General features: G+C 71.3%; 20 protein-coding genes. 16 read left to right on the top strand and 4 right to left on the bottom strand.

What is annotated here, in order from left to right:
* Positions 1-112: 112 nt before the first annotated feature.
* Positions 113-1,717 carry a (2,3-dihydroxybenzoyl)adenylate synthase gene (locus ACFYNP_RS17085; RefSeq protein WP_388786192.1) on the top strand — a complete coding sequence of 535 codons (1,605 nt, stop codon included), beginning with the start codon at positions 113-115 and terminating at the stop codon, positions 1,715-1,717.
* Positions 1,698-2,432 carry a 4'-phosphopantetheinyl transferase gene (locus ACFYNP_RS17080; RefSeq protein WP_388786190.1) on the top strand — a complete coding sequence of 245 codons (735 nt, stop codon included), beginning with the start codon at positions 1,698-1,700 and terminating at the stop codon, positions 2,430-2,432. The genes ACFYNP_RS17085 and ACFYNP_RS17080 overlap by 20 nt, the downstream gene beginning before the upstream one ends.
* 85 nt (positions 2,433-2,517) lie before the next feature.
* Here the strand turns inward: ACFYNP_RS17080 and ACFYNP_RS17075 are convergent, their stop codons facing one another.
* Together ACFYNP_RS17075 and ACFYNP_RS17070 are read right to left on the bottom strand one after the other, a co-directional pair.
* Positions 2,518-2,811 (bottom strand): helix-turn-helix domain-containing protein, encoded by a 294-nt coding sequence (locus tag ACFYNP_RS17075; RefSeq protein WP_237549674.1) that lies wholly within the window; start codon positions 2,809-2,811, stop codon positions 2,518-2,520.
* Between the two features lie 672 nt (positions 2,812-3,483).
* On the bottom strand, positions 3,484-4,689 hold the full coding sequence (locus tag ACFYNP_RS17070) for a cytochrome P450 (protein ID WP_388412504.1): 1,206 nt from the start codon (positions 4,687-4,689) through the stop codon (positions 3,484-3,486).
* 160 nt (positions 4,690-4,849) lie between these two features.
* On the opposite strand from ACFYNP_RS17070, the gene ACFYNP_RS17065 reads away from it, so the two are divergent.
* Complete coding sequence (locus tag ACFYNP_RS17065) at positions 4,850-6,076, top strand: cytochrome P450 (RefSeq protein ID WP_388786188.1); 1,227 nt, start codon at positions 4,850-4,852, stop codon at positions 6,074-6,076.
* A 91-nt stretch (positions 6,077-6,167) separates the two neighbouring features.
* Here the strand turns inward: ACFYNP_RS17065 and ACFYNP_RS17060 are convergent, their stop codons facing one another.
* Complete coding sequence (locus ACFYNP_RS17060; RefSeq protein ID WP_388786186.1) at positions 6,168-7,568, bottom strand: FAD-binding oxidoreductase; 1,401 nt, start codon at positions 7,566-7,568, stop codon at positions 6,168-6,170.
* Positions 7,569-7,717: 149 nt separating this feature from the next.
* Between ACFYNP_RS17060 and ACFYNP_RS17055 the strand changes: the two genes are divergently transcribed.
* The 5 genes from ACFYNP_RS17055 (at position 7,718) to ACFYNP_RS17035 (ending at position 12,781) form a co-directional block, all read left to right on the top strand.
* Positions 7,718-8,071, top strand: coding sequence for a VOC family protein (locus ACFYNP_RS17055; protein ID WP_388412499.1), 354 nt, complete (start codon positions 7,718-7,720; stop codon positions 8,069-8,071).
* Between the two features lie 141 nt (positions 8,072-8,212).
* The gene (locus ACFYNP_RS17050) at positions 8,213-9,136 is read left to right on the top strand and encodes a LysR family transcriptional regulator (RefSeq protein WP_388786184.1); all 924 of its coding nucleotides are present in this window, start codon (positions 8,213-8,215) and stop codon (positions 9,134-9,136) included.
* A gap of 90 nt (positions 9,137-9,226) precedes the next feature.
* Entirely contained in the window at positions 9,227-10,030 is an 804-nt protein-coding gene (locus tag ACFYNP_RS17045) for a serine/threonine protein kinase (RefSeq protein ID WP_388786183.1), read from the top strand.
* A 48-nt stretch (positions 10,031-10,078) separates the two neighbouring features.
* The gene (locus ACFYNP_RS17040; protein WP_388786182.1) at positions 10,079-11,497 is read left to right on the top strand and encodes a serine/threonine-protein kinase; all 1,419 of its coding nucleotides are present in this window, start codon (positions 10,079-10,081) and stop codon (positions 11,495-11,497) included.
* 285 nt (positions 11,498-11,782) lie between these two features.
* Positions 11,783-12,781, top strand: a complete 999-nt coding sequence (locus ACFYNP_RS17035) for an alpha/beta hydrolase (protein ID WP_388412491.1) — start codon at positions 11,783-11,785, stop codon at positions 12,779-12,781.
* Between the two features lie 190 nt (positions 12,782-12,971).
* Here ACFYNP_RS17035 and tpx read toward each other — a convergent pair whose 3' ends face one another.
* Positions 12,972-13,481, bottom strand: coding sequence for a thiol peroxidase (gene tpx, locus ACFYNP_RS17030; RefSeq protein WP_388786181.1), 510 nt, complete (start codon positions 13,479-13,481; stop codon positions 12,972-12,974).
* 754 nt (positions 13,482-14,235) lie between these two features.
* Here tpx and ACFYNP_RS17025 point away from each other — a divergent pair.
* The 8 genes from ACFYNP_RS17025 to ACFYNP_RS16990 all read left to right on the top strand — a co-directional run bounded on the left by ACFYNP_RS17025 (position 14,236) and on the right by ACFYNP_RS16990 (position 23,835).
* Positions 14,236-14,883, top strand: coding sequence for a hypothetical protein (locus tag ACFYNP_RS17025; RefSeq protein ID WP_388412487.1), 648 nt, complete (start codon positions 14,236-14,238; stop codon positions 14,881-14,883).
* The gene (locus ACFYNP_RS17020) at positions 14,883-15,197 is read left to right on the top strand and encodes a PqqD family protein (RefSeq protein WP_388412485.1); all 315 of its coding nucleotides are present in this window, start codon (positions 14,883-14,885) and stop codon (positions 15,195-15,197) included. Before ACFYNP_RS17025 ends, ACFYNP_RS17020 begins: the two co-directional genes overlap by 1 nt.
* A 64-nt stretch (positions 15,198-15,261) precedes the next feature.
* Positions 15,262-17,241 carry a BTAD domain-containing putative transcriptional regulator gene (locus tag ACFYNP_RS17015; RefSeq protein ID WP_388786180.1) on the top strand — a complete coding sequence of 660 codons (1,980 nt, stop codon included), beginning with the start codon at positions 15,262-15,264 and terminating at the stop codon, positions 17,239-17,241.
* 145 nt (positions 17,242-17,386) lie between these two features.
* Positions 17,387-18,694 carry an adenylosuccinate lyase gene (purB, locus tag ACFYNP_RS17010; protein WP_388412481.1) on the top strand — a complete coding sequence of 436 codons (1,308 nt, stop codon included), beginning with the start codon at positions 17,387-17,389 and terminating at the stop codon, positions 18,692-18,694.
* A complete protein-coding gene (locus ACFYNP_RS17005; protein WP_388786178.1) occupies positions 18,681-19,085 on the top strand; it encodes a GNAT family N-acetyltransferase in 405 nt (134 codons plus the stop codon). Before purB ends, ACFYNP_RS17005 begins: the two co-directional genes overlap by 14 nt.
* A gap of 64 nt (positions 19,086-19,149) precedes the next feature.
* A complete protein-coding gene (locus ACFYNP_RS17000) occupies positions 19,150-20,853 on the top strand; it encodes a hypothetical protein (RefSeq protein WP_388786177.1) in 1,704 nt (567 codons plus the stop codon).
* A complete protein-coding gene (locus ACFYNP_RS16995; RefSeq protein ID WP_388786175.1) occupies positions 20,843-22,297 on the top strand; it encodes an amidase in 1,455 nt (484 codons plus the stop codon). The genes ACFYNP_RS17000 and ACFYNP_RS16995 overlap by 11 nt, the downstream gene beginning before the upstream one ends.
* Positions 22,294-23,835: a glutamine synthetase family protein gene (locus ACFYNP_RS16990; RefSeq protein ID WP_388412473.1), complete on the top strand. Its 1,542-nt coding sequence runs from the start codon at positions 22,294-22,296 to the stop codon at positions 23,833-23,835. Before ACFYNP_RS16995 ends, ACFYNP_RS16990 begins: the two co-directional genes overlap by 4 nt.
* Positions 23,836-23,842 lie beyond the last annotated feature (7 nt).

Genomic DNA, 23,842 nt, shown 5'->3' with positions numbered 1-23,842 from the left:
CCGGCGCCGAGGCGCCTTCGCGGCGGACTCTGGTTGTCCCGCGTGCGGGGAAGCCTCCTCGCGCTCACCCAACGGCGTACGCGCATCACCCGCGTACCGGCAGGAGGGGCCCATGCTGGACGGATTCGTCCCCTGGCCGAGCGAGTTCACCGAGCGGTACCGCGACCGTGGCTACCGGCAGGGCCGCACCCTGTACGACCTGCTGCTCGCCGCCGCCGAGGAGCACGGCCCGCGCACGGCTGTGGTCTCCGGTGCCACGAGGCTCACCTTCACTCAACTCGCCGCTCGATCCATGGAGTTGGCGTCCGGACTGCACGGGATCGGGATCCGGCCGCGCGACCGGGTGGTGGTCCAGCTCCCCAATCGCGCCGACTTCGTGGTGCTCTGCTTCGCCCTGTTCCGGCTCGGTGCCGTGCCGGTCATGGCACTGCCCGGCCACCGGCGCAACGAACTGGTGCACCTGTGCCGACGCGCCGAGGCCGTCGCCCTCGTGGTCCCGGACCGCTTCCAGGGCTATGACTTCCGTGTACTGGCTCGTGAAGTACGCGCGGAGATACCCGAGTTGGGGCATGTGCTGGTGTCCGGCGACGCGCAGGAGTTCACCGCCCTCGACTCGGTGCCGTGCCCGCCGGTCGACCTGGCCCCGGTCGACGCGGGCGAGGTCGCGCTGCTGCTCCTGTCCGGCGGCACCACGGGCCTGCCCAAGCTGATCCCACGCACCCACGACGACTACGCGTACAACGCGCTGGCCTGCGCCGATGCGCTGCGGGTCGATCAGGACAGCGCCTATCTCGCGGCCACCCCGGTCGCGCACAACGCGGCGCTCGGCTGCCCGGGCGTGCTCGGCACCCTGTTCCGCGGTGGCAAGGCGGTGCTCGCCGCGAGCCCCAGCCCGGACGAGGCGCTGCCCCTGCTGATCGAGGAGCGGGTCACCCTGACGACCCTGGTGCCGCCGCTCGTCATGATGTGGCTCGCGGACCCCGAGGTCCTGAAGGCGGACCTGTCGGGGCTGCTGCTCCAGGTGGGCAGCTCCAAGTTCCAGCCGGAGGTGGCGCGCCGGGTGCGCGAGGGGCTCGGGTGCCGGCTGACCCAGTGGTACGGGATCGGCGAGGGGCTGCTGACCCACACCCGGCTCGACGACCCGGACGAGGTCATCACCCACACCGAGGGCCGCCCGCTCTGCCCGGACGACGAGATCCTGGTGGTCGACGAGGAGGACCGGCCGGTGCCGGCGGGCGAGGTGGGCGAGCTGCTCACCCGGGGGCCGTACACCATCCGCGGCTACTACCGGGCGCCCGAGCACAACGCGCGGGCGTTCACCGACGACGGCTTCTTCCGCACCGGCGACCTGGTGCGGCTGCGCCCCGACGGCAACCTGGTGGTGATGGGACGGGCCAAGGACATCATCCACCGGGGCGGCGACAAGGTGTCCGCCGAGGAGGTCGAGGAGCATCTGCTGTCCCACCCCCAGGTGCGGGACGTCGCCGTGGTGGGCCTCGCCGACGAGATGCTGGGCGAGCGGATCTGCGCGTACGTCATCGCCGATCCGTCAACGGGCCCCAAAGAGCCGGGACTTGCGGGCCTGAAGGCGTATCTGCGGGAGCGGGGTCTCGCCTCCTACAAGGTGCCCGACCAGGTCGAGCGGGTGGACTCCTTCCCCAAGACGCCGGTGGGCAAGGTCGACAAGGCCGCGATGCGTGCGCACGGAAATCGCTGACGCGCTGCTGCGGGCCGTGCTGCCGCCCTGGGCGGTCGGCGCGGCCCGCGCCGACGACGTGTCCGGGCCGCTCTTCGCGGTGGAACGGGCGCTGTGCGAGGGAGCCGGGCCGCGCAGGGAAGGGGAGTTCACCACCGGCCGGTGGTGCGCGCACCGGGCGCTCGTCCGGCTCGGCGGGTCCCCGGTGGCGGTCGGCCGGGGCCCGCGCGGCGAACCGCTGTGGCCACCGGGAGTCCTCGGCAGCATCACGCACTGCCCGGGGTTCCGCGGGGCCGCGCTCTGCCGCGCCGGGCCGGCACGGGCGCTCGGCATCGACGCCGAGGTCGACGCTCCGCTGCCCGCACGGGTGCGGGACCGGCTGATCAGTACGGACGAGGCCGGGCGGATGCGGCCGGAAGTCGCCGGAGAGCGCTTGCTGTTCAGCGCCAAGGAGGCTGCTTACAAAGCGTGTTCGGCTCTCGTGGGCGACGGCCGCGTCCCGCGGCTGGCCGAACTGCGCATCCTGGTCGAGCCCGGCCGGCACGGACCGGGGACGAGCGGGCGCTTCCGCGTGCGGGTGCCCGCCCTGACCGTGGACCTGGACGGGCGGCACTTCGAAGGGCGGTGGAAGCGCTCCCACGGCCTGGTGCTCACCTCGTGCGTCATCCTGCGGCCCGGCACGGAGGTGCCCAGGGCGTGGAGGCCGGGCACGGAGGTGCCCACGGCACAGGGGTGAGGCACCGGGGGGCCCACGGCTCGGGGTCCGGCATGGAGGTGCCCACGACACGTCCCCGTCGTGTCGTGGGCACCTCCATCGGCCCTCAGACCAGATCGGCCTGGGACTCCAGTACGTAGCCCCGCCCCCACACGGTGCGTATGGAAAGGCCGAGCGGTTGTATTCGTTCCCTGGTCCGCATCATGTGCAGGTCCAGGGCGTTGCGCGTCCTCGATCCGTTGACCTGGCCGAGCCGGTAGCGCAGCGCCTCACGGGGAACGACCTCGCGGAAGTTCGGTACCAGCAGTTCCAGGAGTTCCGTCTGGGTGGGCGAGACCGTCACGGAACGGGAGGAGAAATGCAGTACCCCGCTCTCGTCCAGACACGGAAGCCGGTTCATTCGGTACCGTCGACTGAGGGCGTTCACCCGGGCTTGTAAGTCGTGCGCCGCGATCGGGGCCCTGACCCAGTCCTCGCAGACGTCCTCGCAGACGGGAGCCTCGGCTCTCGCCTCCACGACCAGTATGCGAGGCACGCCGATCGTGCGGTAGCGATCCCGCAGTTCCTGTTGCGCCGGCCATCTCAGTAACCGGACTTCTTCACGTGACAAGTACGCGCCCCTTCCACGCCCATGGAGTTATACGCTCACTCATCCCCGCATCCTGAAACCCGGAGCGGGAGCCACCCATCGATGAAATTGCGGCGCGAAGAGACGCCGGAGAACAGCCGGTTGCCGCCGGTCACATGGAGCACGCTCGACGAGCCGACGTGACAGCCCCGTTCAAGCCATTCACCTCGTGTGCGTGCCCGTGAAATTGTTGACCATTGGATCAGAATCGTTCGGCGCCCGTCGGGGCCTGACGACCGACGGAGGTCCTTCGCCGTAACGATTCAGCCGGGGTGGCCGATAAAGATCGGTGGCTGTCCCACCCCTGTCACCTTTCCTCCACGACGTGGTGCAAACCTACGCCGTGCCCCCCTCGCCTCCTCATATGAGCCGGACGAACAGGCTCAATCTAAGGGCTTGTGAGGGTCCGCGTCGCTAAATCTGTCACTCATATTTTGGCCACCGTCACCGTAAAGCGACGGGAACGCTCGCGTACGAGCGGAACGTCACGCTGGGTATCCGGACCACCTCGCCGGCGGGCTCGAACCGGGCGGCCCTGCCGAGCAGTTGACCCAGTGCGACCTGGGCCTCGACGCGCGCGAGGCCCGCGCCCAGGCAGTGGTGGGCGCCACCGCCGAAGCTCACGTGCGGGTTGGGGGAACGGCCCACATCCAGCCGTTCCGGGTCGGCGAACCGCTCCTCGTCGTGGTTGGCCGAACCCAGCAGGAGCACCACCACCCGCCCGGGCCGGATCGCGCGGTCCCCGATCTTGATCTCCTCCACGGCCATCCGGGCGGTCGCCTGGATCGGGGCGTCATAGCGCAGGAACTCGTCGACGGCGCTGGGCAGCAGACCGGGATCGGCGCGCAGCCTGGCCAGCTCGCGCGGATGGCCGAGCAGCGCCGCGCAGCTCGTCGCGATGAGGTTGGTGGTGGTCTCGAAGCCGGCGAAGAACAGGAAGATCGTGTTGTCCACGATCTCCTCCCGGCTCAGCCGCGCCTGCGGCTCGTCGGCGACCTCGGCCGTCAGCATCTGCGACAGCAGGTCGTCGCCGAGATTGCGCCCCCGCTCGTCGAGCAGCGCCCCGATGTACTCCCGCAGCCACGCGACGGCCGCGTGCGCGGCGGCCCGGTCCTCCTCGGCCACGTACAGCGCGAACGCCTTCGCCAGCTGGATGGCGTGCGGGCGCACCAGGTCCCGGTCCACCGGGGGAATTCCGACCAGTTCGCACACCACCATGACCGGAAGCGGAAAGGCGAGCTCGGTCACGGCGTCGAAAAGGCCGCCGTCCAGACCCGGGGCGAGCAGTGCCTCCACCTGCTGCTCGATGAAATCATGCATGCGCTGCACCAGACGCGGGCTGAACGCCTTTGCCATCAGGCGCCTCAGACGTGTGTGATCGGGCGCGTCGCGATCCAGGATTATTCGCTGGAAGAAGCTGTTCGCCGGGCCGTCGCCGATACTGAATTCATGGTATTCCGGCGGGTATTCGTGGCTCAGCCGGCGATCTCGAAGCAGCGGCACCACATCGGCGTACCGGCTGATCACCCACTGACCCGGGCCGCCCCGGCTCAGTGGCCCCGAGGCGCGCAGTTCCGCATAGACGGGGTACGGATCGGACAGTACTTCAGGGGCGCGTGAATTGAACCTCAGGGGCAGTTCCGAAGCCATGCCGCTCTCCTGTCGAAAGCCGTGATTTCGGCCCGGATCCTAGCAGCGGGAATCGCCCGTGCGGGACCGGACGACAGACAGGATCTCCCTTGTGGAGTTGTTCTGTCCCTTTCCTTTCAGGGCACGGAAAGACCGGGTCGGCTGTCCTACGCTGCCAGTTGTGACCGATGTGAGAGACAGGGAACTGCCCAGGTTCAGTCTTGACGACGCGGCTCTGCTGCGTGATCCCTATCCGGTCTACCGGAGGCTTCGCGAGGCGGGCCCCCTGTGCCGGGGAGGCCCGGCGCAGTGGGTCGTCACGCGGTACGACGAGGTGTCGCGGCTCCTGAAGGACCGCCGGCTCGGGCGGGCCTTCCCGGTCGAGTTCCAGGAGATGTCGGTCGGCGCCGGGCCTGCCGTGGACTTCCTGCGCGGCATCGTCATCGACCGGGACCCGCCCGACCACACGAGGCTGCGCCGGCTGCTCACCAAGGCGCTCCCGCCCACGACCGTGCGCACCCTGGGCGGCCTGATCGGCGACCTGGTGGACGAGCTTCTGACGGCCGCCGAGGAGCGCGGCTCCTTCGACGCCGTCACCGACCTCGCCCAGCCGCTGCCCGTCCTGGTGATGAGCACCCTGCTCGGCATCCCGCACGGCGACCGCGCCGAGGTCATGCGCCGCTCCCTCGACGTCGCCAAGGCCTTCGCCGTGTTCATCCCCGAGGAGGAACGCGCGGCGGCCCACGACGGGGTGCGCTGGCTGCGCGAGTACCTGCGCGGGCTACTGCGCCGGCGCCTCACCGACCCGGGCGACGACCTGCTCAGCGCGATCGCGCTGGCCCGGGACGACGAACACCGCCCGCTCACCGAGCAGGAGACCGTCGACAACGCGCTCTTCCTCTACTACGCGGGCTTCGAGACCACCACCAACCTCATCGCCACCGGCTGTCACGCGCTGATCCACCACCCCGACGAGCAGCGCCGGCTGCGCGCCGACCGTGCGTTGATGCCGACCGCCCTGGAGGAGTTCCTGCGCTGGGACGCCCCCATCCACACCACCACCCGCCTCACCCTGGAGCCGGTCGAGGTGGGCGGCCGGACCATTCGCGCCAACCGGGTCGTGGTGCTGCTCCTGGCGTCCGCCAACTTCGACGAGCGGCAGTTCGCCGACCCCGAGCGCCTGGATCTCGCCCGTCGGCCCAACGCCCATCTCAGCTTCGGCGGGGGCGCGCACCACTGCCTGGGCGCGATGCTGGCCCGGGTGGAGGGCTCGGCCGTGTTCGACCGGCTCCTCGACCGGCCCGGCCAACTGGAACCGGCCGGCGAGGCCGACTGGCAGCCGAGCGCCGCGGGCTTCCGCTTCCCGTTCTGCGCCTACCGCAGCATCCCGGTCGCCCGCACCACCTGACCGCGCGGGGCGCGCCCCCGCACCTGACGAACGGCGCCCACGACGAAGGGGGCCACCGGTGATCCGGTGGCCCCCTCGCGCTGCCCGGAGGTCAGCCGGCCGGAAGGATGTTGTGGTTGACCCGGAAGAGGTTCTCCGGGTCGTACGTCGCCTTCAGACGGCGGAGCCGGTCGAGATTGGGGCCGTAGGCGTCGCCCAGCCGCTGCGGCCCGTCGTCGCCGAGGTGGTTCACGTACACCCCGCCGGTCGTGTACGGGAGCACGCGCTCGTAGACCCGCTGGGTCCACTCCACGTTGGCCGCGTCGTCGGCCGGGTCCTCCCACTGGCTCAGCACACTGACCAGATAGCCGGTGCGGTGCGGGAACGCCGTTGCCTCCGGCGGGAGTTGGGCCATCACGCCGCCCATCAGACCGCCGCCGACGAGGGACAGCGCGGAGGGGTTGGTGGTGAAGCCCTCGCCCAGGATGTCGAGGGCCTCGGCGTGCAGCTCGTCGAAGTGGAAGGACCGGGCGTACAGACGCCGGCCGGCCACGGTGTTGTCGTCGAGCATCCGCTGCACGGCCAGGTACGGCATCCGGCCCACGTGGTTGAGCAGCGGCTTGCGGCCGAGGCCGCTCAGCGGCGCCACCGCCTCCTCGCCCCCGGCCTCCGGGTCGGCGTGGACGTAGCCGAGACCGACCGCCGGCTCGCCGTCCACGGTGAGGAAGGCGAAGGAGGTGGTCAGCGCGTCCGGCGCCGTCTTGTTGAACTCGCCCAGACGGCGGGCGACTTCACCCGTCTCCGCGACCGGGAAGGCCAGCAGCCCGGCGAGGCAGTCGCCCTGCGGATACAGCTTGTACTCGAAGGACGTGGCCACCCCGAAGTTGCCGCCGCCGCCGCGGATCGCCCAGAACAGGTCCGGGTCGTCCTCCAGGCTGGCCCGGCGCAGCGTCCCGTCGGCGAGCACCACGTCGGCGGAGATCAGGTTGTCGACGAGCAGTCCGCGGTAGCGGGCGAGCCAGCCGAGGCCGCCGCCGAGCGTCATGCCGCCGATCCCGATGTACGACTCCTGGGAGCCGGTGACCGCGAGGCCGTAGTGCATGGTCTCCGCGTCGAACTCGCCCTGCACCAGGCCGGGTTGGGCGAGCGCGGTGCGGCCCGACGGGTCGACCTTGACGCCCTTCATGGCGGACGTGTCGATGACCAGGCCGCCCTCGACGCTGCCGGTGCCGGCGAAGCAGTGCCCGCCGCCCGTCACCGCGAGCAGGATGTCGTGCTCACGGGCGAACCGCACGACGGTGGCGACGTCCGCCGCCCCCGCACAGCGGGCCAGCGCGCCCGGCCGCTTCTCGAAGTAGGCGTTCCAGATGGATTTCGCCTCGGTGTACTCCTGGTCCGCCTCGGTGATGAGGGGGCCGCGCAACTGCTCGCGCAACTCCTCGACGAGTCGCTCCGGGACAGTGTCGCCGGAGGTGGTGGTGAGCCGCATCGCGCCTCCCGTACGGCTGGACATCGAATGGTGCGGCCCATCCAACCCCGGCCCGGCAGGGCCCCCCACGGACCGGACAGAGTGCGGAAAGGTCCGCCGCGTGCGGCCGGTGGGACCGCCCCGCCTTAGGTACCGTGGGCCTCCCGCATGTTCCCGCGTCCACGGAGTGGCTCATGTACGTTCGCCGGATCGTTCCCAACTTCCCGTCCGAGGGCCAGGCCCTGGCCGAGAGTTCCGACTTCTACGGGGTGCTCGGCTTCGAGGAAGTGATGAACCACGGCTGGATCGTGACGCTGGCCTCCGAGGACAACCCGGCCGTGCAGCTGAGCCTGATGACCAAGGATGCGACGGCGCCGGTGATGCCCGACGTGAGCATCGAGGTCGAGGACGTGGACGCGGCGCACCGGGCGATGGTGGAGCGCGGGGCCGAGATCGTCCACCCCCTGACGGACGAGGAGTGGGGGGTGCGCCGCTTCTTCGTGCGCGACCCGAACGGCCGGGTCATCAACGTGCTCAGCCATTCCTGAGACCACTCCCGCCACTCCTGAAGGGCGGGCCGCCCCGGGCCGCCTCCGCGGGGCGGCCCGGGGCCGGTGCCGGGCCGGTGGAACAATGGGCGTTCCCTCACCGGCCCAGAAGTACAGACGTGGTTCAGGAGCGCCCGCCGCATGGATCTCAACCTGTTGCGCGTCCTGGACGCCCTGCTGCGGGAGAACAGCGTCACCCGCGCCGCGGAGCGCCTCGGCACCTCGCCCGCGGCCGTCAGCCGCACCCTCGCCCGGCTCCGACGGACCGTCGGCGATCCGCTCCTGGTCCGGGCCGGCCAGCGCATGGTCCCCACCCCGCGGGCGCTCGAACTACGCCAAGACGTCCGGGAGTTGCTCCAGTCCTGCGACAACGTACTGCGGCCGGGCGCGGGCTTCGATGCCGTACATCTGCGGCGGAGCTTCACCGTGCAGGCCGCCGATCTGCTGCTCGCCGGGCTTGCCGGGCCGCTGGCCGACCGGGTCCGCGCCGAGGCGCCGCACGTGGACGTGGTCTTCCTGCCCGAGGCGCTGGAGGGCGGCCCCGCGCTGCGGCACGGCACGGTGGACGTCGAGCTCGGCGTGCTCGGCCGGCTCGACCCGGAGGTCCGTACCCGGCACCTCACCCGGAAGGTGCTGGTGGGCGTGGCCCGCGGCGGCCATCCCCTCTTCGACGGGCCCATCGACGCCCGCCGTTTCGCCGCCGCGGGCCACATCGGCATCTCCCGGCACGGCAAGCGCAACGGCCCCATCGACGAGGCCCTCGCCGCGCTCGGGCTGGAACGCCGGGTGGCCGTCGTCGTGCCCAGCCACACCAGCGCGATGATCCTCGCCCGGGACACCGACCTCGTCGCGCTCACCCTGGCGGACTGGCTCCCCGCCACCACCGCCGCCCTCGGCCTGCGCACCTTCCCGATACCGCTCGATCTTGCCCCCCTCGACCTCGGCGTGGCCTGGCACCCCCGCAATTCGGCCGATCCCGGCCATCGTTGGTTCCGCGAGCACCTGGCGGGCGCCGTCCTCGCCCCGTCGGGGCCGGGTTCGGCCGGGCCCGACGCCGGGGCCTGAATTCGGCCAGAACACAGGAGTTGACCCATGGTCAGGATGTGTAACGTTCGATCCGAGTGAGCATCGGTGACGCGGGGCGAGGAGGGGGCCGTGAGCGGGGTAGTGATCCATCTGCCCGGGGGGAGGGGCGACGCACAGGGCGAGCCGTGCGGAGACGCGGTCACACTGCGGCTCGGCCCGGGCGAAGTGGCACGCTTCGGACGGGGATCGGCGACGACTCCGGTCGAGCTCCGCCTGGACGACGAGGCGATCTCCCGGCTCGCCGGCGAGATCAGGGTGACGGACGACCACTGGCAGCTCAGCAACCTCAGCGCGACCCAGAGCTATCTGGTGGAGAACCCGGAAGGGGCGGGGGAGTATCTGCGGGTGCCACCGAGACGGGCCGGCGCCCCCATCCCGTTCGAGTTCTCGCGGGTCGTGCTGCCCACCCGCAACACCTCCGTCGCCTTCCAGGTGTTCGCCCCCGACCACGTCTACCTGGACCCGGACGGACTGCACGGACAGTGGGGGAGCCGGACCGTCACCGCGTACTCCCTGGACGAGACGGCCCTGTACTTCCTCATCCTCGTAGCGCTCTGCGAACCGAGGCTGCGCGACGAGTCGCCGGTCGCGGTGCCGACCACGCCCCAGATCGTGGACCGGCTCAAGAACCACCCCGCGTGCGGCCGGCTCACGGCCAGGGCGGTCAGCTCGCACATCGACTACCTCGCCGACGAGAAGATGCGGATCAGCGCGCCCGCGGAGACCGGGCCCCGCAGGGAGGCCCGCCGCAACGGCAAACGCGAGGCGATCGTCGGGCTCGTCCTGCGCTTCGGCCTGGTCCGTGAGGAGCACCTCGCGCTCCTTCCGCCCCGGAGCGGCGCGGCCGGTCAGGAGCGGGGGACGGCCGGATGAGCCACGGACCCGCACCACGTGAGCACCGGCGGACCGGAGGAGGGGACGGTGCACGGTCCGGCCGACACCTCGGGAAGTGACCGCGCCGAACTCCTGCCACCCGGCTACCGGGTGGACCGCTGGGAGGTCACCGGGCCGATCGGAGCCGGCGGCTGGGCGACCGTCCACGCGGGGCGCCTGGTCGAGGGCCGGGAACAGGGGGTGCCGGGGGAGGAGTCCGTGGCGCTCAAGGTGCTGCCCACCGCAGGGCTGTCACCGCACCAGGCCCGCAAGGTCGCCGAGACCGCCCGGCGCGAGGTCGAGTTCGGCCGCGCTTCCTCGCATCCGCGACTGATCCGCCTGCTCGACACCTTCGTACTCGCCGAACCCGGACGTCCGCTCCTCGACGGCGCGATCGTGCTGGTCATGGAGCGGGCCGAACGCAGTCTGCGCGATCTGCTCGCCACCGGCGTGAGCGAGGCCGAGGGCGCCCGCCTCATCACGGAGATCTGCGAGGGCCTGGGACAGCTCCACCGCGACGGATGGGTGCACGGCGATCTCAAGCCCGACAACATCCTGCTCATGGCGGACGGCTCGGCGAAGCTCTCCGACTTCGGGCTCGTCACCCAGCTGACCGGCACCCACGGCACCCATGGCTACGCACCTCCCATGGGCACCTTCGACTACCTCCCGCCCGAGCGCTGGAAGGCGCCGCTCGGCGAGCAGGGGGTCGAGATCCGGCCGAGTGCCGACATCTGGGCGCTCGGCATCACCGTCCACGAACTGTTCGCGTCCGGCGCCTCCCCCTTCCCCGGCGCGACCCCCATGGCGCGCGGCGCGGCGACCCAGGAGTACGCCGACGGCCGGACGCCGCTGCGCCTCGACGGCGCGCTGCCGCCGTTCTGGCGCGCGCTGACCGCCGACTGCCTCGCTCCGACGCACTCCGCCCGCGCCCCGCACACCGCCGAAAGCCTGCTGGCCCGCATCGCCGAGCGGCCGATGCCACAGGCATCGCCCCTCGCACGGGCCGGGCTGCGCCGTGGCCGAAGACGAGCCGCGTTCGCCGCCCTCGCGGTGTGCGCGGTGGGCGCCACGGTCTGGCCGCACCTCGCGCACGGCACCGCATCCGACGACCCGAGCGCCGACCCCCCCGGCCGCATCGAGGTGTTCAACGCCGAGCCCAGCTGCCGGGGCCGCAGCGACCGCAACGCCGATTGCAGTCTCGGCCTGGCGATCGACCCGATGCGGCCCTACACGGTCGACAACGTGGTGGCGACCCGGGTGTGGCACGGCGACGAACTGGGTGTCGACTGCCGGCTCCCCCTCGGCATGCCGATCATCGACGAGGCGGACACGCACTCCGCCGAGTGGTACCGGGTCAGGCTGCCCCGGGTCGACGCCGGCCGGAGCACCGCCTGGCTGCCGGCCGTCCGCACCAAGGACCACCCCTCCGTCCCCGACTGCCCGGCGCCCACGCCCACCGGGTGAGGCGTGCGCGAACGGTGCGGCGGCAGCAAGCCGCACCGCATCGGGTCGTCGGCGGTCCCCGGCCTGCCGCCTCGGCTCTCGCCGGTCCGCTGCCACCGGCCACAGTCCACCGCGGACCGGGCCGGCTGTCACTCCGGATGGTTCCGGATGCCGCCCGCGGCGCACCACGGCTAGCTTGCGGATCGTCGCCCCGGGCTGCCGCGCGGGCCGGCACCTCTTCAACCGACTCCCGCGCAGGCGTACTTACTCGTGTCCCACCCGTCTTTCACCGTTCAGGAGGATCCGTTGAGCGAGCAGCATCGCCCCACCCGCAGGAATGTCCTCAAGGCCGTCGGCGGCGCAGGCGCCGCGCTGGCCCTCGGCGCCGGGACCGTACTGTCGACGGCGTCGACGGCCAGCGCCGCCGACGACGGATTCGGACTGCGCATCGTGGAGCGCGGCGAGGGCGACCCCCGTATGTGGTACTACCGCTTCCAGACCGCCGAGATCGGCTGGAACCCCGCGGTCAACGTCCTGCTCCCCGACGACTACCACTCCAGCGGCCGCACCTACCCCGTCCTCTATCTGCTGCACGGCGGCGGCGACGGCCAGGACTTCATCACCTTCGACCGCCTCGGCATCCGCGACTGGACGGCCGGCAAACCGGTCATCGTGGTGATGCCCGACGGCGGCCACGCGGGCTGGTACTCCAACCCGGTCAGCTCCACGGTCGGCCCGCGCAACTGGGAGAGCTTCCACATCAACCAGCTGATCCCGTGGATCGACGCGAACTTCCGCACCTTCGCGGAGTACGACGGCCGGGCCGTCTCCGGGTTCTCGATGGGCGGCTTCGGCGCGTTGAAGTACGCCGCCAAGTACTGGGGCCACTTCGCCTCGGTGAGCGCGCACTCGGGGCCGGCCAGCCTCCGGGGCTACGCGGGCGGCATCGCCGGTGGCGTCGTGCAGTGGGCCAACGCCTCCTCCGCCGCCATCGAGCTGGGCGGCGGCACCGTCTACGGCGTGCCGTGGGACCAGAACCGGGTCAGCATGGACAACCCGTGCGAGCGGGTCGAGAGCTACCGCGACAAGCGGATCTACCTGGTGGCCGGCACCAGCCCCGAGCCCACCTTCTGGGACACTTTCAACGAGACCGCCGTGCTCGAAACCCAGCGGGAGTGGCGCGGCTACCTCGACCGGGCCGGTATTCCCTGCGAGTGGTACGAGGTGCCGGGCGGTCACTTCGTGCGGCCCGACCTGTTCGTCCGCGACCTGGACGGGATCGTCGCGCGCCTGCGCAAGGCGTAGCCGCACCGGGGCAGTTGGTGCGGCAGGCGGTACCGGCCCCGGCGGGAACACCAGGGGCGCCGGTGCCGTGCGAGGGCCGGTGGGCTGCCGGGCTCCGGGCGGGAGCAGGACTCCCGGGGCCCGGCCCGTGCGCGCCGTGGCCGGGCTCGGGACGCCGACGGCGGAAGCGGCCGGGACCACCGCCAGATCCCTAGACCTTGGCCAGAACCTTCAGCACCGCCTCGTAGTCGGGCTCCGACGAGATCTCATCGACCAACTCGGCGTGGATGACCCGGTTCGCGGCGTCCAGGACGATCACGGCGCGGGCGGTCAGGCCCGCGAGGGGGCCGTCGGCGAGGGCGACTCCGTACGCGGTGTGAAATTCCCGCCCGCGCATCGTCGACAGGGCGACCACCGAGTCCAGGCCTTCGGCCCCGCAGAACCGGGCCTGGGCGAACGGCAGGTCCGCCGACACGCACACGACCACCGTGTCGGTCAGTTCGCCGGCGAGCTCGTTGAACCTGCGGACGGACGCCGCACAGGTGCCGGTGTCGACGCTCGGGAAGATGTTGAGGACCTTGCGGGTGTCCCCGAGGGACGACAGCGATACGTCCGACAGATCCTTGCCCACGAGCGTGAACGGCCGTACCGCATCGCCCACTTGGGGGAAGTCCCCCTCGACGGCGACGGCGGTTCCCCTGCGGTGAACGGTGCTCGGCATAGGGCTCTCCAGTCGTCACGAAGCGTATTTCGACCACGTCAGTCGTTGGGGTCGATGTGCCCAGGTTGGCTGACGATCATGCCGAGAACCACCTTCGACCTGCAAAGTTTCCGCTAAGCACCCGCCCCGCACCGGGGTTGGCGGCGCACCTCCCAAAAACCTCCAGGACACCACCGGCCACATCCCATGATGTGCCGCACTCCGGCCCTTGAGGAAGCGCATGCCACAGACCGAGCACCCCGTCCGCGTCCCCGAGCTCGCGGTTCCGGGCCGCCCGCGGCGCAGAGACCGGATCCGGCCATTCTCCGCAGACATTCGCGCAAAGTCTGGATCCGGCCATTCTTTGGATGTATTCCTGACGGCACCCGGTCGAGCCTGCACGTACCGTTTCTTAACCCGTTGTGCATGTGATTGAGGTCGCAGCGGACCCCGATGACCGTCGGTCAAGATCGTTGCTAGGGTCGCATCCAGCGGTCCGGGGGCACATGACTGACGTGAATGGCATTGCCTGCTCGGCCCGGGTGAACAGCCTCGACGAATGGGATATATCGTCGAGTGGGTGCGGCGTTCCAACGATCTTGGACTATTGCGTACCGGCACAATGGAAAGGCATGGTCGCATGACCTACGATGTAAGTGGTGTAATCGGCGAACTGAAGAGCCGTAATTTGCTGCCCAGTGAATACGAGACGGTATTCGCAAGCGGTTCTCTGATTCGCGGATGGGGAAACCCGACCAGCGATCTCGATGTGCATGTGGTCACCAAAGATGTATGGAACAGCAGTATCGACGAGACCAACCACGTGGCGCTTGAACCCAACACGCTCCAGTACGAGGGCACGTTCGTGGACGGGCGCCGCTGGGACGTCGAATACTGGACGGCCTCGCAGCTCGACCAGGTGCTTGCCAAGATCACTCCCGAGCAGTTCGCCGACGAGCAGGGAACCTGGCGCACCCTCAGCTATCACGAGATAGCCCTGCTCGAACGTCTCCCCTATGCCGCCGCCGCGGACGACGGGCAGTGGCTCAAGCGCACCCGCGCCACCCTCGCCTCCTCGGCGCACCGCTCGGTGCTGATCGTCAACTCGCTCAGGCAGGCGGACAGTTACACCGAGGACGTCGCAGGTCAGATCGCCCGCGGAGATCTGCACAGCGCCGTCATCGCGGCCCGGACCGCCTTCAGCCACGCCGTGGACGCGCTCCAGGCGAGCCTCGGCCAGTTCGGCAGCCTGTGGCCCAAGTGGCGGGCCCGTCGGATGCAGATCCTCGATCCCGAGCTGCTTCCGTTCGACGCGTACTGGGCGATCGAGACCATGCGGTCCTTCGACCCGGACAACCCGCAGAAGTGGATCGAGGAGACCATCGCCGTCTGCCAGCGCATTTCGATGGAGGTGACCGTCTGATGAGTGGCGACCGCACCGCCCCCGTGGGGCCGGCCACCGTGGCCTCCCTGCCGCTGAATGTGAAGATCAGGAATCATCGCGGGAAGACGATCGTCGGCGGATATCAGCACTTCTACGAGCTCACCGAATCGGCCACCTTCATTTGGCGCCAGATAGACGGGGTCCGCACGGTGACGGACATTGCGCGGCTCATCGCGGAAGAATACGACATCGATCAGGCGACCGTCGTCGATGACGTTGTGGAACTGTTCACCGAGCTGGCCGAGCACGATGTCATCAAGATAAGTGAGAAGAGTCCTGGCTCTGAGGTGTGAAGAGAAGTCGCGGGGGTGTCTCTCTTTTCCGCCTGAGTAGGGCCCTCACCCCAGGGGGTATGGAATGCTGGACGATCTCCAGTTCGGTGTCTTCGGTCCGTTGACGGTACGGCGCAATGGGCACGTCACAGAAATTCCCCAGGCCAAGCACAGAATTGTCCTGGCGGCTCTGCTGCTCCGCGCCAACCGTGCGGTCACGCAGGAGGAACTCATACAGCATCTGTGGGGCGACGAGCCCCCGCTGACCGCGCGCAAAACCCTCCAGGGATACATCGCCCGGCTGCGCAAGGTCCTCGGTCCCGACGCCGTGGTCAGCCGTTCCTCCGGCTACGCGATCGACGTGGACAGCGACCGCCTGGACCTCGGCCGCTTCGAGCGGCTCCTGGCCCAGGCCCACCGGGCCGGTGACGCGGAAGAGCGTGCCCGCCTCTTTCGCGCCGCGCTCGACGAGACCGGTGGCATCCCGCTGGTCGACATCCCCTCGGAGAATCTCCAACAGGGCGACGGTGCGGCCCTGTTGGAACGCTGGTTGAACGCGACCGAACACTGGGCCGACGCGGAAATGGCGGTGGGCCGGCACGCGGAGGTACTGCCGCGGCTCAAAGCGCTCGTCTCCGAACACCCTTTCCGGGAAAGCGCTTTGAGCCGCCTGATGAAAGCGCTCTACGGGGCCGGCCGACAGGCGGACGCACTGGCGACGTACCAGGAAGCCCGTCAACTGCTCGACCGGGAACTGGGGGTGGACCCCGGCGAAGAACTCCGCGGCGCCCACCAGCACATACTGGGCGGCCTGCAAGGAGGGCAGCAACGGCCGGAACAGGACGCTTCCGCACCGGCCCCCAGCGGGCCCGCACACCGCGCGCCCCTGTTCTCCCTGCCGCCCAGCCTCGCCGAGTTCGCCCGGCCCCGGCTGGAAGCGGACATCGTGCGAAGGCTGCTCCAGGACCCGGCCCCGGCTTCGGGGACGCAGTCCCGGGGCACCGGGCCGCACCCCAAGACGCTGACGCTGCACGGCGGCGCCGGTGTCGGCAAGACCACCATGGCCGTGCGGGTCGCACACGCCGTCAGCGAGCACTTCCCCGACGGCCGGCTGTACGTGGAACTCGAAGGCGACGCGGGGCCGCGCGCGGCCGGTGACGTCCTGCGCGAACTGGTCTGCGCCCTGGGTGTGCAGCCCGCCGCCGTCCCCGAGGAGCCCGCGTCCCTGCTGGCCCTGTACCGCGGGCTGCTCGCGCACCGGCGCATCCTGATCGTCCTCGACGGGGCGGCGAACGAGGCCCAGGTGCGGCCGCTGCTTCCCTCGTCCGACACCTGCGCCGCCCTGGTGACCAGTGTCGCGATGCTGCCCACGCTCGGTGGCACCGAGCACGTCCGGCTCGGACTGCTCAACCCCGCCGAGGCGGCCGACATCCTGGGGCGCATGATCGGGCCCGAGCGGGTCCGCGCCGAGCAGGAGGCCGCCCGGGAGCTGATCGAGCGGTGCGGGGCGCTCCCCCTGGCCGTACGGATCGTCGGCGCCCGGCTGCTGGAACGGCCGCACTGGCAGCTGGCCCAGATGTCGGAGCGGCTGCGCCTGGAGGCCAGGCGGCTCGACGAGCTGACCGTGGGCGAGCTCAGTGTGCGCGACAGCCTCGCCCTGAGCTACCGCGGCGTCGGCGTGCCCGAGCGCAGGGCGTTCCGGTTGCTCAGCCTGCTGGAGATGCCCTCGTTCCCCGTGCGGGTCGCGGCCGCCGCACTCGGCCTCCCGGCCGACCGGACGGAGGAGCGCCTGGAGTGGCTGACGGCCCGTCACCTCTTGGAGGCGGACTTCGTCGTGGGCAGCGGTGTCCGCTACTCCTTCCACCCGCTCGTCCGGCTCTACGCCCGCGAGCGCACCTTCGACGAGGACTCCGTGCACAGCCGGCACGAAACCGTGCGCAACGCCCTGCGCGCCTGGTACGACAGCCCCGCCCGACCACCGGCCCCCGCACGGGCCACCCCACCGGGCCTCGGGCCCACCCTCCTGGGCAACCCCGCGCCACCCGTGGCGCTCAGCACCGTCTGACTCCGACCGCCCCAGCGAACCGGCACAGCCGTACCCCGCCCCCCGCCGGAGCCCCGGCGGCCCCCACCGCGACCCCGGGCCGCCCGACCACGCCCACGCGGGCCGACCCGGCCCCGACGGCCCCACAGAACCAAGGAGAGCGGCGTTGATCGAACGCTATTCCCGGCCGGAGATGGCCGAACTCTGGACCGAGGAGACGAAGTACGCCACCTGGGTCCGGGTGGAAGTGCTGGCGACCGCCGCGCAGGTGGAGCTCGGCGTGGTGCCCCCGGAGGCATTCGAGGTCATCCGGCGCGCCCCCGTCCCGACGGTCGAGCGGATCAGGGAGTGCGAGAGCACGCGCGACCACGAGATCCTCGCCTTCCTCGCCGCGTACACCGAGAACATGCCCTCCGACGCCGCCCGTTGGGTTCACCACGGGATGACCAGCTACGACCTCGTCGACACCTCGCTCGGACACATCCTGGCGCGCTCCTGCGACCTCGTGCTGAACGCGGCGCGTACGCTCGCCCAACTCCTCGTCGGGCGCGCCCTGGAGCACTGGGACACTCCGTGCATCGCCCGCACCCACGGCATCCACGCGGAGCCGACCACCTTCGGGCAGAAGCTGGCCGTCCACGCACATGCCCTGCACCGCTGCCTGACCCAGCTCGCCGCGGCCCGGACCGCGGTCGCGGTGGGCACGCTCTCCGGGCCGGTGGGCACCTACGCGCACATCTCCCCGCAGGTGGAGGAGCGCGTGTGCGCCGAACTCGGCCTGGGCGTCGAGCCCGTACCCACCCAGGTGGTCGCCCGCGACCGGCACGCCCAGCTGCTCTCCGCGCTCGCGGTGACGGGCGCCGTCGTCGAGCAGTTCGCCCTGGAGATGCGGATGCTGCAACGCACCGAGGTGGGGGAGGTCGACGAGCCCCGCACCAGCGCCTACCAGGGCTCCAGCGCGATGCCCCACAAGCGCAACCCGACGACGAGCGAGCGGCTGTGCGGACTCGCCCGGATCCTGCGGGCCAACGCGGGAGCGGCCTACGAGAACATCGCGCTCTGGCACGAACGCGATCTCGCCCACTCCTCGGTCGAGCGGGTCATCCTGCCGGACAGCCTGACCGTCGCGCACTACCAACTCGCCTCCGCCGCCGACCTGCTGAGCGGCCTGCGGGTCTTCCCCGACCGCATGGCGCGCAACATCGGCACGACCCTCGGTCTCGTCTACAGCTCAGAGATCTATCTCGACCTCGTCTCCGAGGGGGCGGACCGCGAGGAGGCCTACCGCCTGGTGCAGGCGGCCGCCACCGAGGCCTGGTCGGCCGGTACCGGCCTGGCCGAAAGCCTCGCGAGCCGTGGTGTCACGGTCCGGGAGGGACAGCTCGACCCCCAGCGGTTCCTCGGCAACCGCGCCCATCTGAAGTCCCGCCTCGAAGCACTGAGCAAGGAGTTGCAGCAGCATGTGGACATGTGAGCAGGTCGTCGGCGCGAGCCTCGACGTCGAGGAAGTCCTCGCCCTGTACCGGGCCTCCACCCTCGCCGAACGCCGCCCGGTCGACGATGTCGAGCGGTTCACCAAGATGCTGGCCGGCGCCGACCTGGTGATCACGGCGCGGCTCGACGGCCGGCTCATCGGCATCGCCCGCTCGCTGACCGACGGCGCCTATGCGACCTACCTCAGTGACATCGCTGTCGACGTCGCCCACCAACGCCGGGGCGTGGGACGGGACTTGATCCGGGCCACCCAGGAGGCGGCGCCGCGCGCCAAGCTGGTGCTGCTCTCCGCCCCCGCCGCCGTCGACTACTACCCGCACATCGGGTTCAAGCGCCACGAGTCGGCCTGGACCCTCGACGCGCTCGGCTGAGTCCGCCCGGGCTGCCCGTGCCGCCTGCCCCCACTGCCGCATCGAATCGACGTAGGTGACCACCATGCTTCTCAAGACACCCGGGTTCGACGCCCTGGTCAAAGCGGCGGCGGAGCGGGCCCGCACCTGTGGGCTCGCGGCCGACGCCATCCGGATCGCCACCACCCTGGATGGCAAGGTGCCCGAGCAGGTCGGCCGGGCGGCACTGGGACTCCGCGAGCGCCTGTACGTGGAACTCGCCGAGTCACAGGACGCCGGCTTCGACGCGGCGGCCGACTCCGGCGGGGACGTACTGCTCCTGACGGAGACCGGCAAACTCAAGGTCCGGCCGGAGGGCAGCCGCCCCGCCGAGCAGGACCACGCCCTCGGCGCGGTGAAGTGGTCCCACCGGCCCCGCTCGCTCGACCGGGCCTGGAACACGGCGGGGGAGGTGCAGCGCCTCCAGTTCGAGGAGATCGCCCGCTGGCTCGCGGCCCGGGGCGACGAGGACGTCCGGGCCCGTATCGACGCGCTCGACCACGCCCTGGTGCACATGGCACCGGTGCTGCTGTACGTGGGCGACGAGCAGGTCTACAGCAATCTCGGCAGGTTCGCCAACCTGCCGGGCCGCTCCCTTTCCCCCGGTGCGCCGGGCTCGCTGCTCACCACGCTCAGGGAGACACCGGTCGCGCGGTGGCCCGCGGAGCACGCCGCCTTCGTCGTGTGTCTGCACGCCCTCATATCCTCCGGATCCCCGGTCAGGGCCGAGGAGTTCAACGGGATCCAGCTGGCCCCGGACCAGCTGATCACCTTCCTGGAAGAGCGCATCGTCTCCTACGGCCAGGAGATCCCCGATCTGCGCGCCCGCTCCACGGGTGACCGCCTCGACCGGCTGGCCGAGGTCTGCGCGCGGGGCCGTGCGGACCTACTGAGTGCCGGAACCGTCTTCTACCGGACCATCAACGGCGTGACCCTGCACAAGCGCGAACAGATCATGCGGGAGCCGGTCACTGCGGCCGAACTTCCGCTCCCGGTGCGGGAGTTGCTCGGTGAATCCGCCGGGAGGACCCTGCCGCCGGACGCCTCCGCGGACGAGCTGCGGGCCCTGGTGGAATCCGCTGTCGAGCCGGTGTCCCGCGCCGCCGCGCCCGCCGGATTCAGCAGTGGATACGAGGCCTTCCTGCACCGGTTCTTCGCCACCGTGGCCGACGCCATGGGCTGCGACGTGGTGATGGGCCGTGGCCCCAAGTCCGTTGCCGCGCTGCACAGCCGGGTGCCCGCGGCCGACCGCGCCGGCCTGGCCACCCGGGACTTCTACTGCTGCGTGGCGCCCAGCACGTCCTTCGCGGGCCGCTTCGGCGGCGACGGGGACGGCCTCGCCCGCGTCCTGTCCGCCTACAGCGCGCGGATGCGGTACAACACCTGGCACTATCTGCCGCACAGCATGTCCTGGACGGAGGAGATACCGGGCCGGGACGACTGGTTCTTCGCCCCGATGATGCCCGACATCACCAACTGGTCGGACCAGCACCACACCGGGCACGTCGCCTTCGGCGTCCGCCACGCGCTGCGCATCCCGCTCGGCATCGTCCTGGAGGGCCGGTACCGGCCCGGCATCCACGACCTGCGGCTGATGCGGACCTCGGGCGCCGAGTACGAGCCGGCGGATCTGCGCGCCGCGATCGCCGTCGGGAACGTCCAGGCGATGTTCCATCAGACCGCCGCCGATCGGCAGTGGGAGATCCGCGACTTCGACAACGCCTGGTACCGGGTCTTCCATGGAGCATGAGACCGGCCCCGAGAGCATCGACGGCATCCGCTCCCGCTACCGTGACGGCGGCCTGCTCCCGTCGCGGTACGTGGCCGACACGCTCGACCTCCTGGACCGCTGGGAGCCGCGTATCGGCGCCTTCCTGACCGTCGCCCGGGACCGCGCCCTGGCCGAGGCGGCGAGCGCCGACCGGCTGATCGAGACGCGGGGACACGAGGCCTGGCGGGAGCGTCCGCTCCTCGGGATGCCCGTCTCGGTCAAGGACCTCACGGCCACCGAGGGCATCCGCACCACCCGGGGCTCCCTGCTGCACCGGGCCACCGTCCCGGACAAGGACGCCCCGGCGGTGGCCCGGCTCCGGGCGGCCGGCGCCATCGTGATCGGCAAGACCAACACCAGCGAGGGCGGCTGGAGCGCGGCCGGGAACAACCGCCTCCAAGGACCCACCCGCAACCCGTGGAACCCCTCGCTCACCTCGGGCGGCTCCAGCGCGGGGGCCGCCGCCTCGATCGCCGCCGGCATCGGTGTGGCGGCGACCGGCACCGACGGCGCGGGCTCCATCCGGATTCCCGCCGCGTTCTGCGGAGTCGTCGGGTTCAAGCCCACCCGCGGCCGCGTCCCGTACGTACCGCACAGCCCGGACGGCCTGTCCCACCTGGGGCCGCTCACCCGGACCGTCGCCGACGCGGCGTTGCTGACGGAGGTGATGTCCGGGTACGACCCGCGCGACCCCCAGTCGTTCGGAGTGCCCGCGGGCTCGCCTGCCCGGGACCTGGACGCCTGCGCGGACCGGCTGCCGCCGTTGCGGATCGGCTGGATCGCCTCGCTCGGCGAACCGGCTCCGGCACCCGAGCTGGTCCGGCGGGTGCGCCGGGCCGTGGCGGCCCTGGAAGCCCGCGGGCATGTGGTCGAGGAGATCGCGCCCCCCTTCGAGGACCCGTACTCCTGTCTGGAGACGATCCTGGCCGCCGCGGAAGCAGCCGCCCACGGCCCCGACCCGGACCGGGTCGCGCCCCTGCTCGACCCGGGCCGCCTCCGTGTGATCGAGTACGGACTCGGGCTCGGCGCCGCCGAGTTGGCGAGGGCGTACGAGCGGCGCGGCGTGCTGCGCGGCCAGGCGCTCACGCTGATGGAGCACTACGACCTGCTCGCCATGCCGACCGTGGCCGTGCCGCCCTTCGCCGCCGAACTCCACGAACCGCCCGTACGCGTCGACAAGGGAGGCCTGTCCTGGCTGGGCTGGGTGCCCGAGGCCTATGTCTTCAACCTGACCGGCCAGCCGGCCGTGACCGTTCCGGCGGGCCTGAGCGACACCGGGCTGCCCCTCGGCCTCCAACTGGTGGGCGGGCTCGGCGAGGACCGCCGCGTCCTCGCCGCCGCCCATCAACTCGAACAGACGAACCCCTGGCACCACTGGTACGCCGAGCTCGCGAAGCGATGCCAGGAGGAGGAGACACGATGACGAGGACCAGAGCCCAATCCCAGGACAGCGAGCGCCGCTACGCGCGGTTCGCCACCGGCAGCGTGGGCTTCGTGGAGCGGCACGGGCTGTGGGACGAGGGCCGGCGCGAAGCCGCTGCGGACCTGGAAGAGCGCTTGGACGCGCTGGAGTTCGTACGCGTGGGCTTCGGGGACCCGCACGGCCTGATGCGGTCCAAGACGCTGACCGTCGAGGCCTTCAAGGTGGCCCTGCGCAACGGGCTCGACATGAGCCCGGGACCGTTCGTCTTCGACACCGGACACGCGGTGGGCGTCGACTTCTTCGCCCCCGAGGGCGGCATCGGAGTACCCGAACTGACCGGTGCCGGTGACTTCCTGATCGTCCCCGACCCGCTCACCTTCCGCGTACTGCCCTACACCGAGGCGCCGACCGGCTGGGTGGTCGCGGACGAGTACCTGCGCGACGGCAGTCCGCACCCGCTGTCCAGCCGGGCCGTGCTGCGCCGCGCCTGCGGGCGGGCCGCACGGCGGGGCCTGGCGTTCGTGGTCGGCCTCGAAGTCGAGTGGTACCTGACCCGGCTGACCGGAACCACCGACGCCACCTCGGTCGGCGGCTTCGGCATCCAGGGCGAGCCGCCCGCGGTCCAACCGGTCGACGGGGGCTACCAGTTCAACCTCGACACGCTCACCGACGGCCTCATGCCGGTGATCGCTCCGCTGGCGCGCGCCCTGCGCGATCTCGGCCTGCCGCTGCGCACCGTCGAGCACGAATCGGGGCCCGGCCAGCTGGAGTTCACCTTCAGCCCGATGAACGGCCTGGACGCGGGCGACGCCATGCTGCTGCTGCGCACCGTCATCAAGCAGATGTGCGCACGGCTCGGCCACCACGCCAGCTTCATGGCCCTTCCCGGTCTCTCCGGATTCGACGCCAGCGGCTGGCACCTGCACCAGTCGCTCTTCGACGTGGCGGCCGACCGCAACGCCTTCGTGGCGACGGAAGGCACCGCCCCGCTGTCGGACATCGGGCTCGGCTATGTAGCCGGGCTCCTGGAGCACGCCGCCGACACCACCCTGCTCGCCGTACCGACCGTCAACGGCTACCGGCGGATCAGGGGGCAGTTCTCGCTCGCCCCCGACCGGGTCGTGTGGAGCAGGGAGAACCGCGGGGCCCTGGTACGGGTGCTCGGCGGCCCGGGCGAGGAGTCCACCCACATCGAGAACCGCCTGGGCGAGCCCTGCGCCAACCCCTATCTGTATCTGGCGGCCCAGCTCGGTGCCGGACTCGACGGCATCGAGCGCGGGCTGCGGCCCGGCGGTGAGGCCGCCGACCCGCACGGCGCGACGGCCGCCCCCCTGCCGGGGGACCTGCCCGCGGCGATCGGGCGCCTGGAGAACAGCGCGCTCTGCCTCGACCTCCTGGGCAAGCACCTGCGCGACTGTCTGGTCCAGCTCAAGCGCAGCGAGGCCACCCGTTTCCAGGACTGGCTGGCGACGGCCGGACCCGGCACCCCGGGCGCGGTCACCGCATGGGAGCACCGTGAGTACTTCGGCGCCTACTGACCACCGG

This window comes from Streptomyces sp. NPDC006691 (genome assembly GCF_042869955.1).
GTDB lineage: Bacteria > Actinomycetota > Actinomycetes > Streptomycetales > Streptomycetaceae > Streptomyces.
This window is presented reverse-complemented; position numbering and strand designations above follow the sequence as displayed.

Bases quoted from the DNA above. Each gene is read 5' to 3' on its own strand.
- ACFYNP_RS17055 (WP_388412499.1), top strand. From the start codon at position 7,718: ATGTACGTTCGCCGGATCGTTCCCAACTTCCCGTCCGAGGGCCAGGCC.
- ACFYNP_RS17085 (WP_388786192.1), top strand. From the start codon at position 113: ATGCTGGACGGATTCGTCCCCTGGCCGAGCGAGTTCACCGAGCGGTAC.
- tpx (WP_388786181.1), bottom strand. From the start codon at position 13,481: ATGCCGAGCACCGTTCACCGCAGGGGAACCGCCGTCGCCGTCGAGGGG.
- ACFYNP_RS17050 (WP_388786184.1), top strand. From the start codon at position 8,213: ATGGATCTCAACCTGTTGCGCGTCCTGGACGCCCTGCTGCGGGAGAAC.
- ACFYNP_RS17020 (WP_388412485.1), top strand. From the start codon at position 14,883: ATGAGTGGCGACCGCACCGCCCCCGTGGGGCCGGCCACCGTGGCCTCC.
- ACFYNP_RS17060 (WP_388786186.1), bottom strand. From the start codon at position 7,568: ATGTCCAGCCGTACGGGAGGCGCGATGCGGCTCACCACCACCTCCGGC.
- ACFYNP_RS16995 (WP_388786175.1), top strand. From the start codon at position 20,843: ATGGAGCATGAGACCGGCCCCGAGAGCATCGACGGCATCCGCTCCCGC.
- ACFYNP_RS17000 (WP_388786177.1), top strand. From the start codon at position 19,150: ATGCTTCTCAAGACACCCGGGTTCGACGCCCTGGTCAAAGCGGCGGCG.
- ACFYNP_RS17005 (WP_388786178.1), top strand. From the start codon at position 18,681: ATGTGGACATGTGAGCAGGTCGTCGGCGCGAGCCTCGACGTCGAGGAA.
- ACFYNP_RS17070 (WP_388412504.1), bottom strand. From the start codon at position 4,689: ATGGCTTCGGAACTGCCCCTGAGGTTCAATTCACGCGCCCCTGAAGTA.
- ACFYNP_RS17015 (WP_388786180.1), top strand. From the start codon at position 15,262: ATGCTGGACGATCTCCAGTTCGGTGTCTTCGGTCCGTTGACGGTACGG.
- ACFYNP_RS16990 (WP_388412473.1), top strand. From the start codon at position 22,294: ATGACGAGGACCAGAGCCCAATCCCAGGACAGCGAGCGCCGCTACGCG.
- ACFYNP_RS17075 (WP_237549674.1), bottom strand. From the start codon at position 2,811: ATGAACCGGCTTCCGTGTCTGGACGAGAGCGGGGTACTGCATTTCTCC.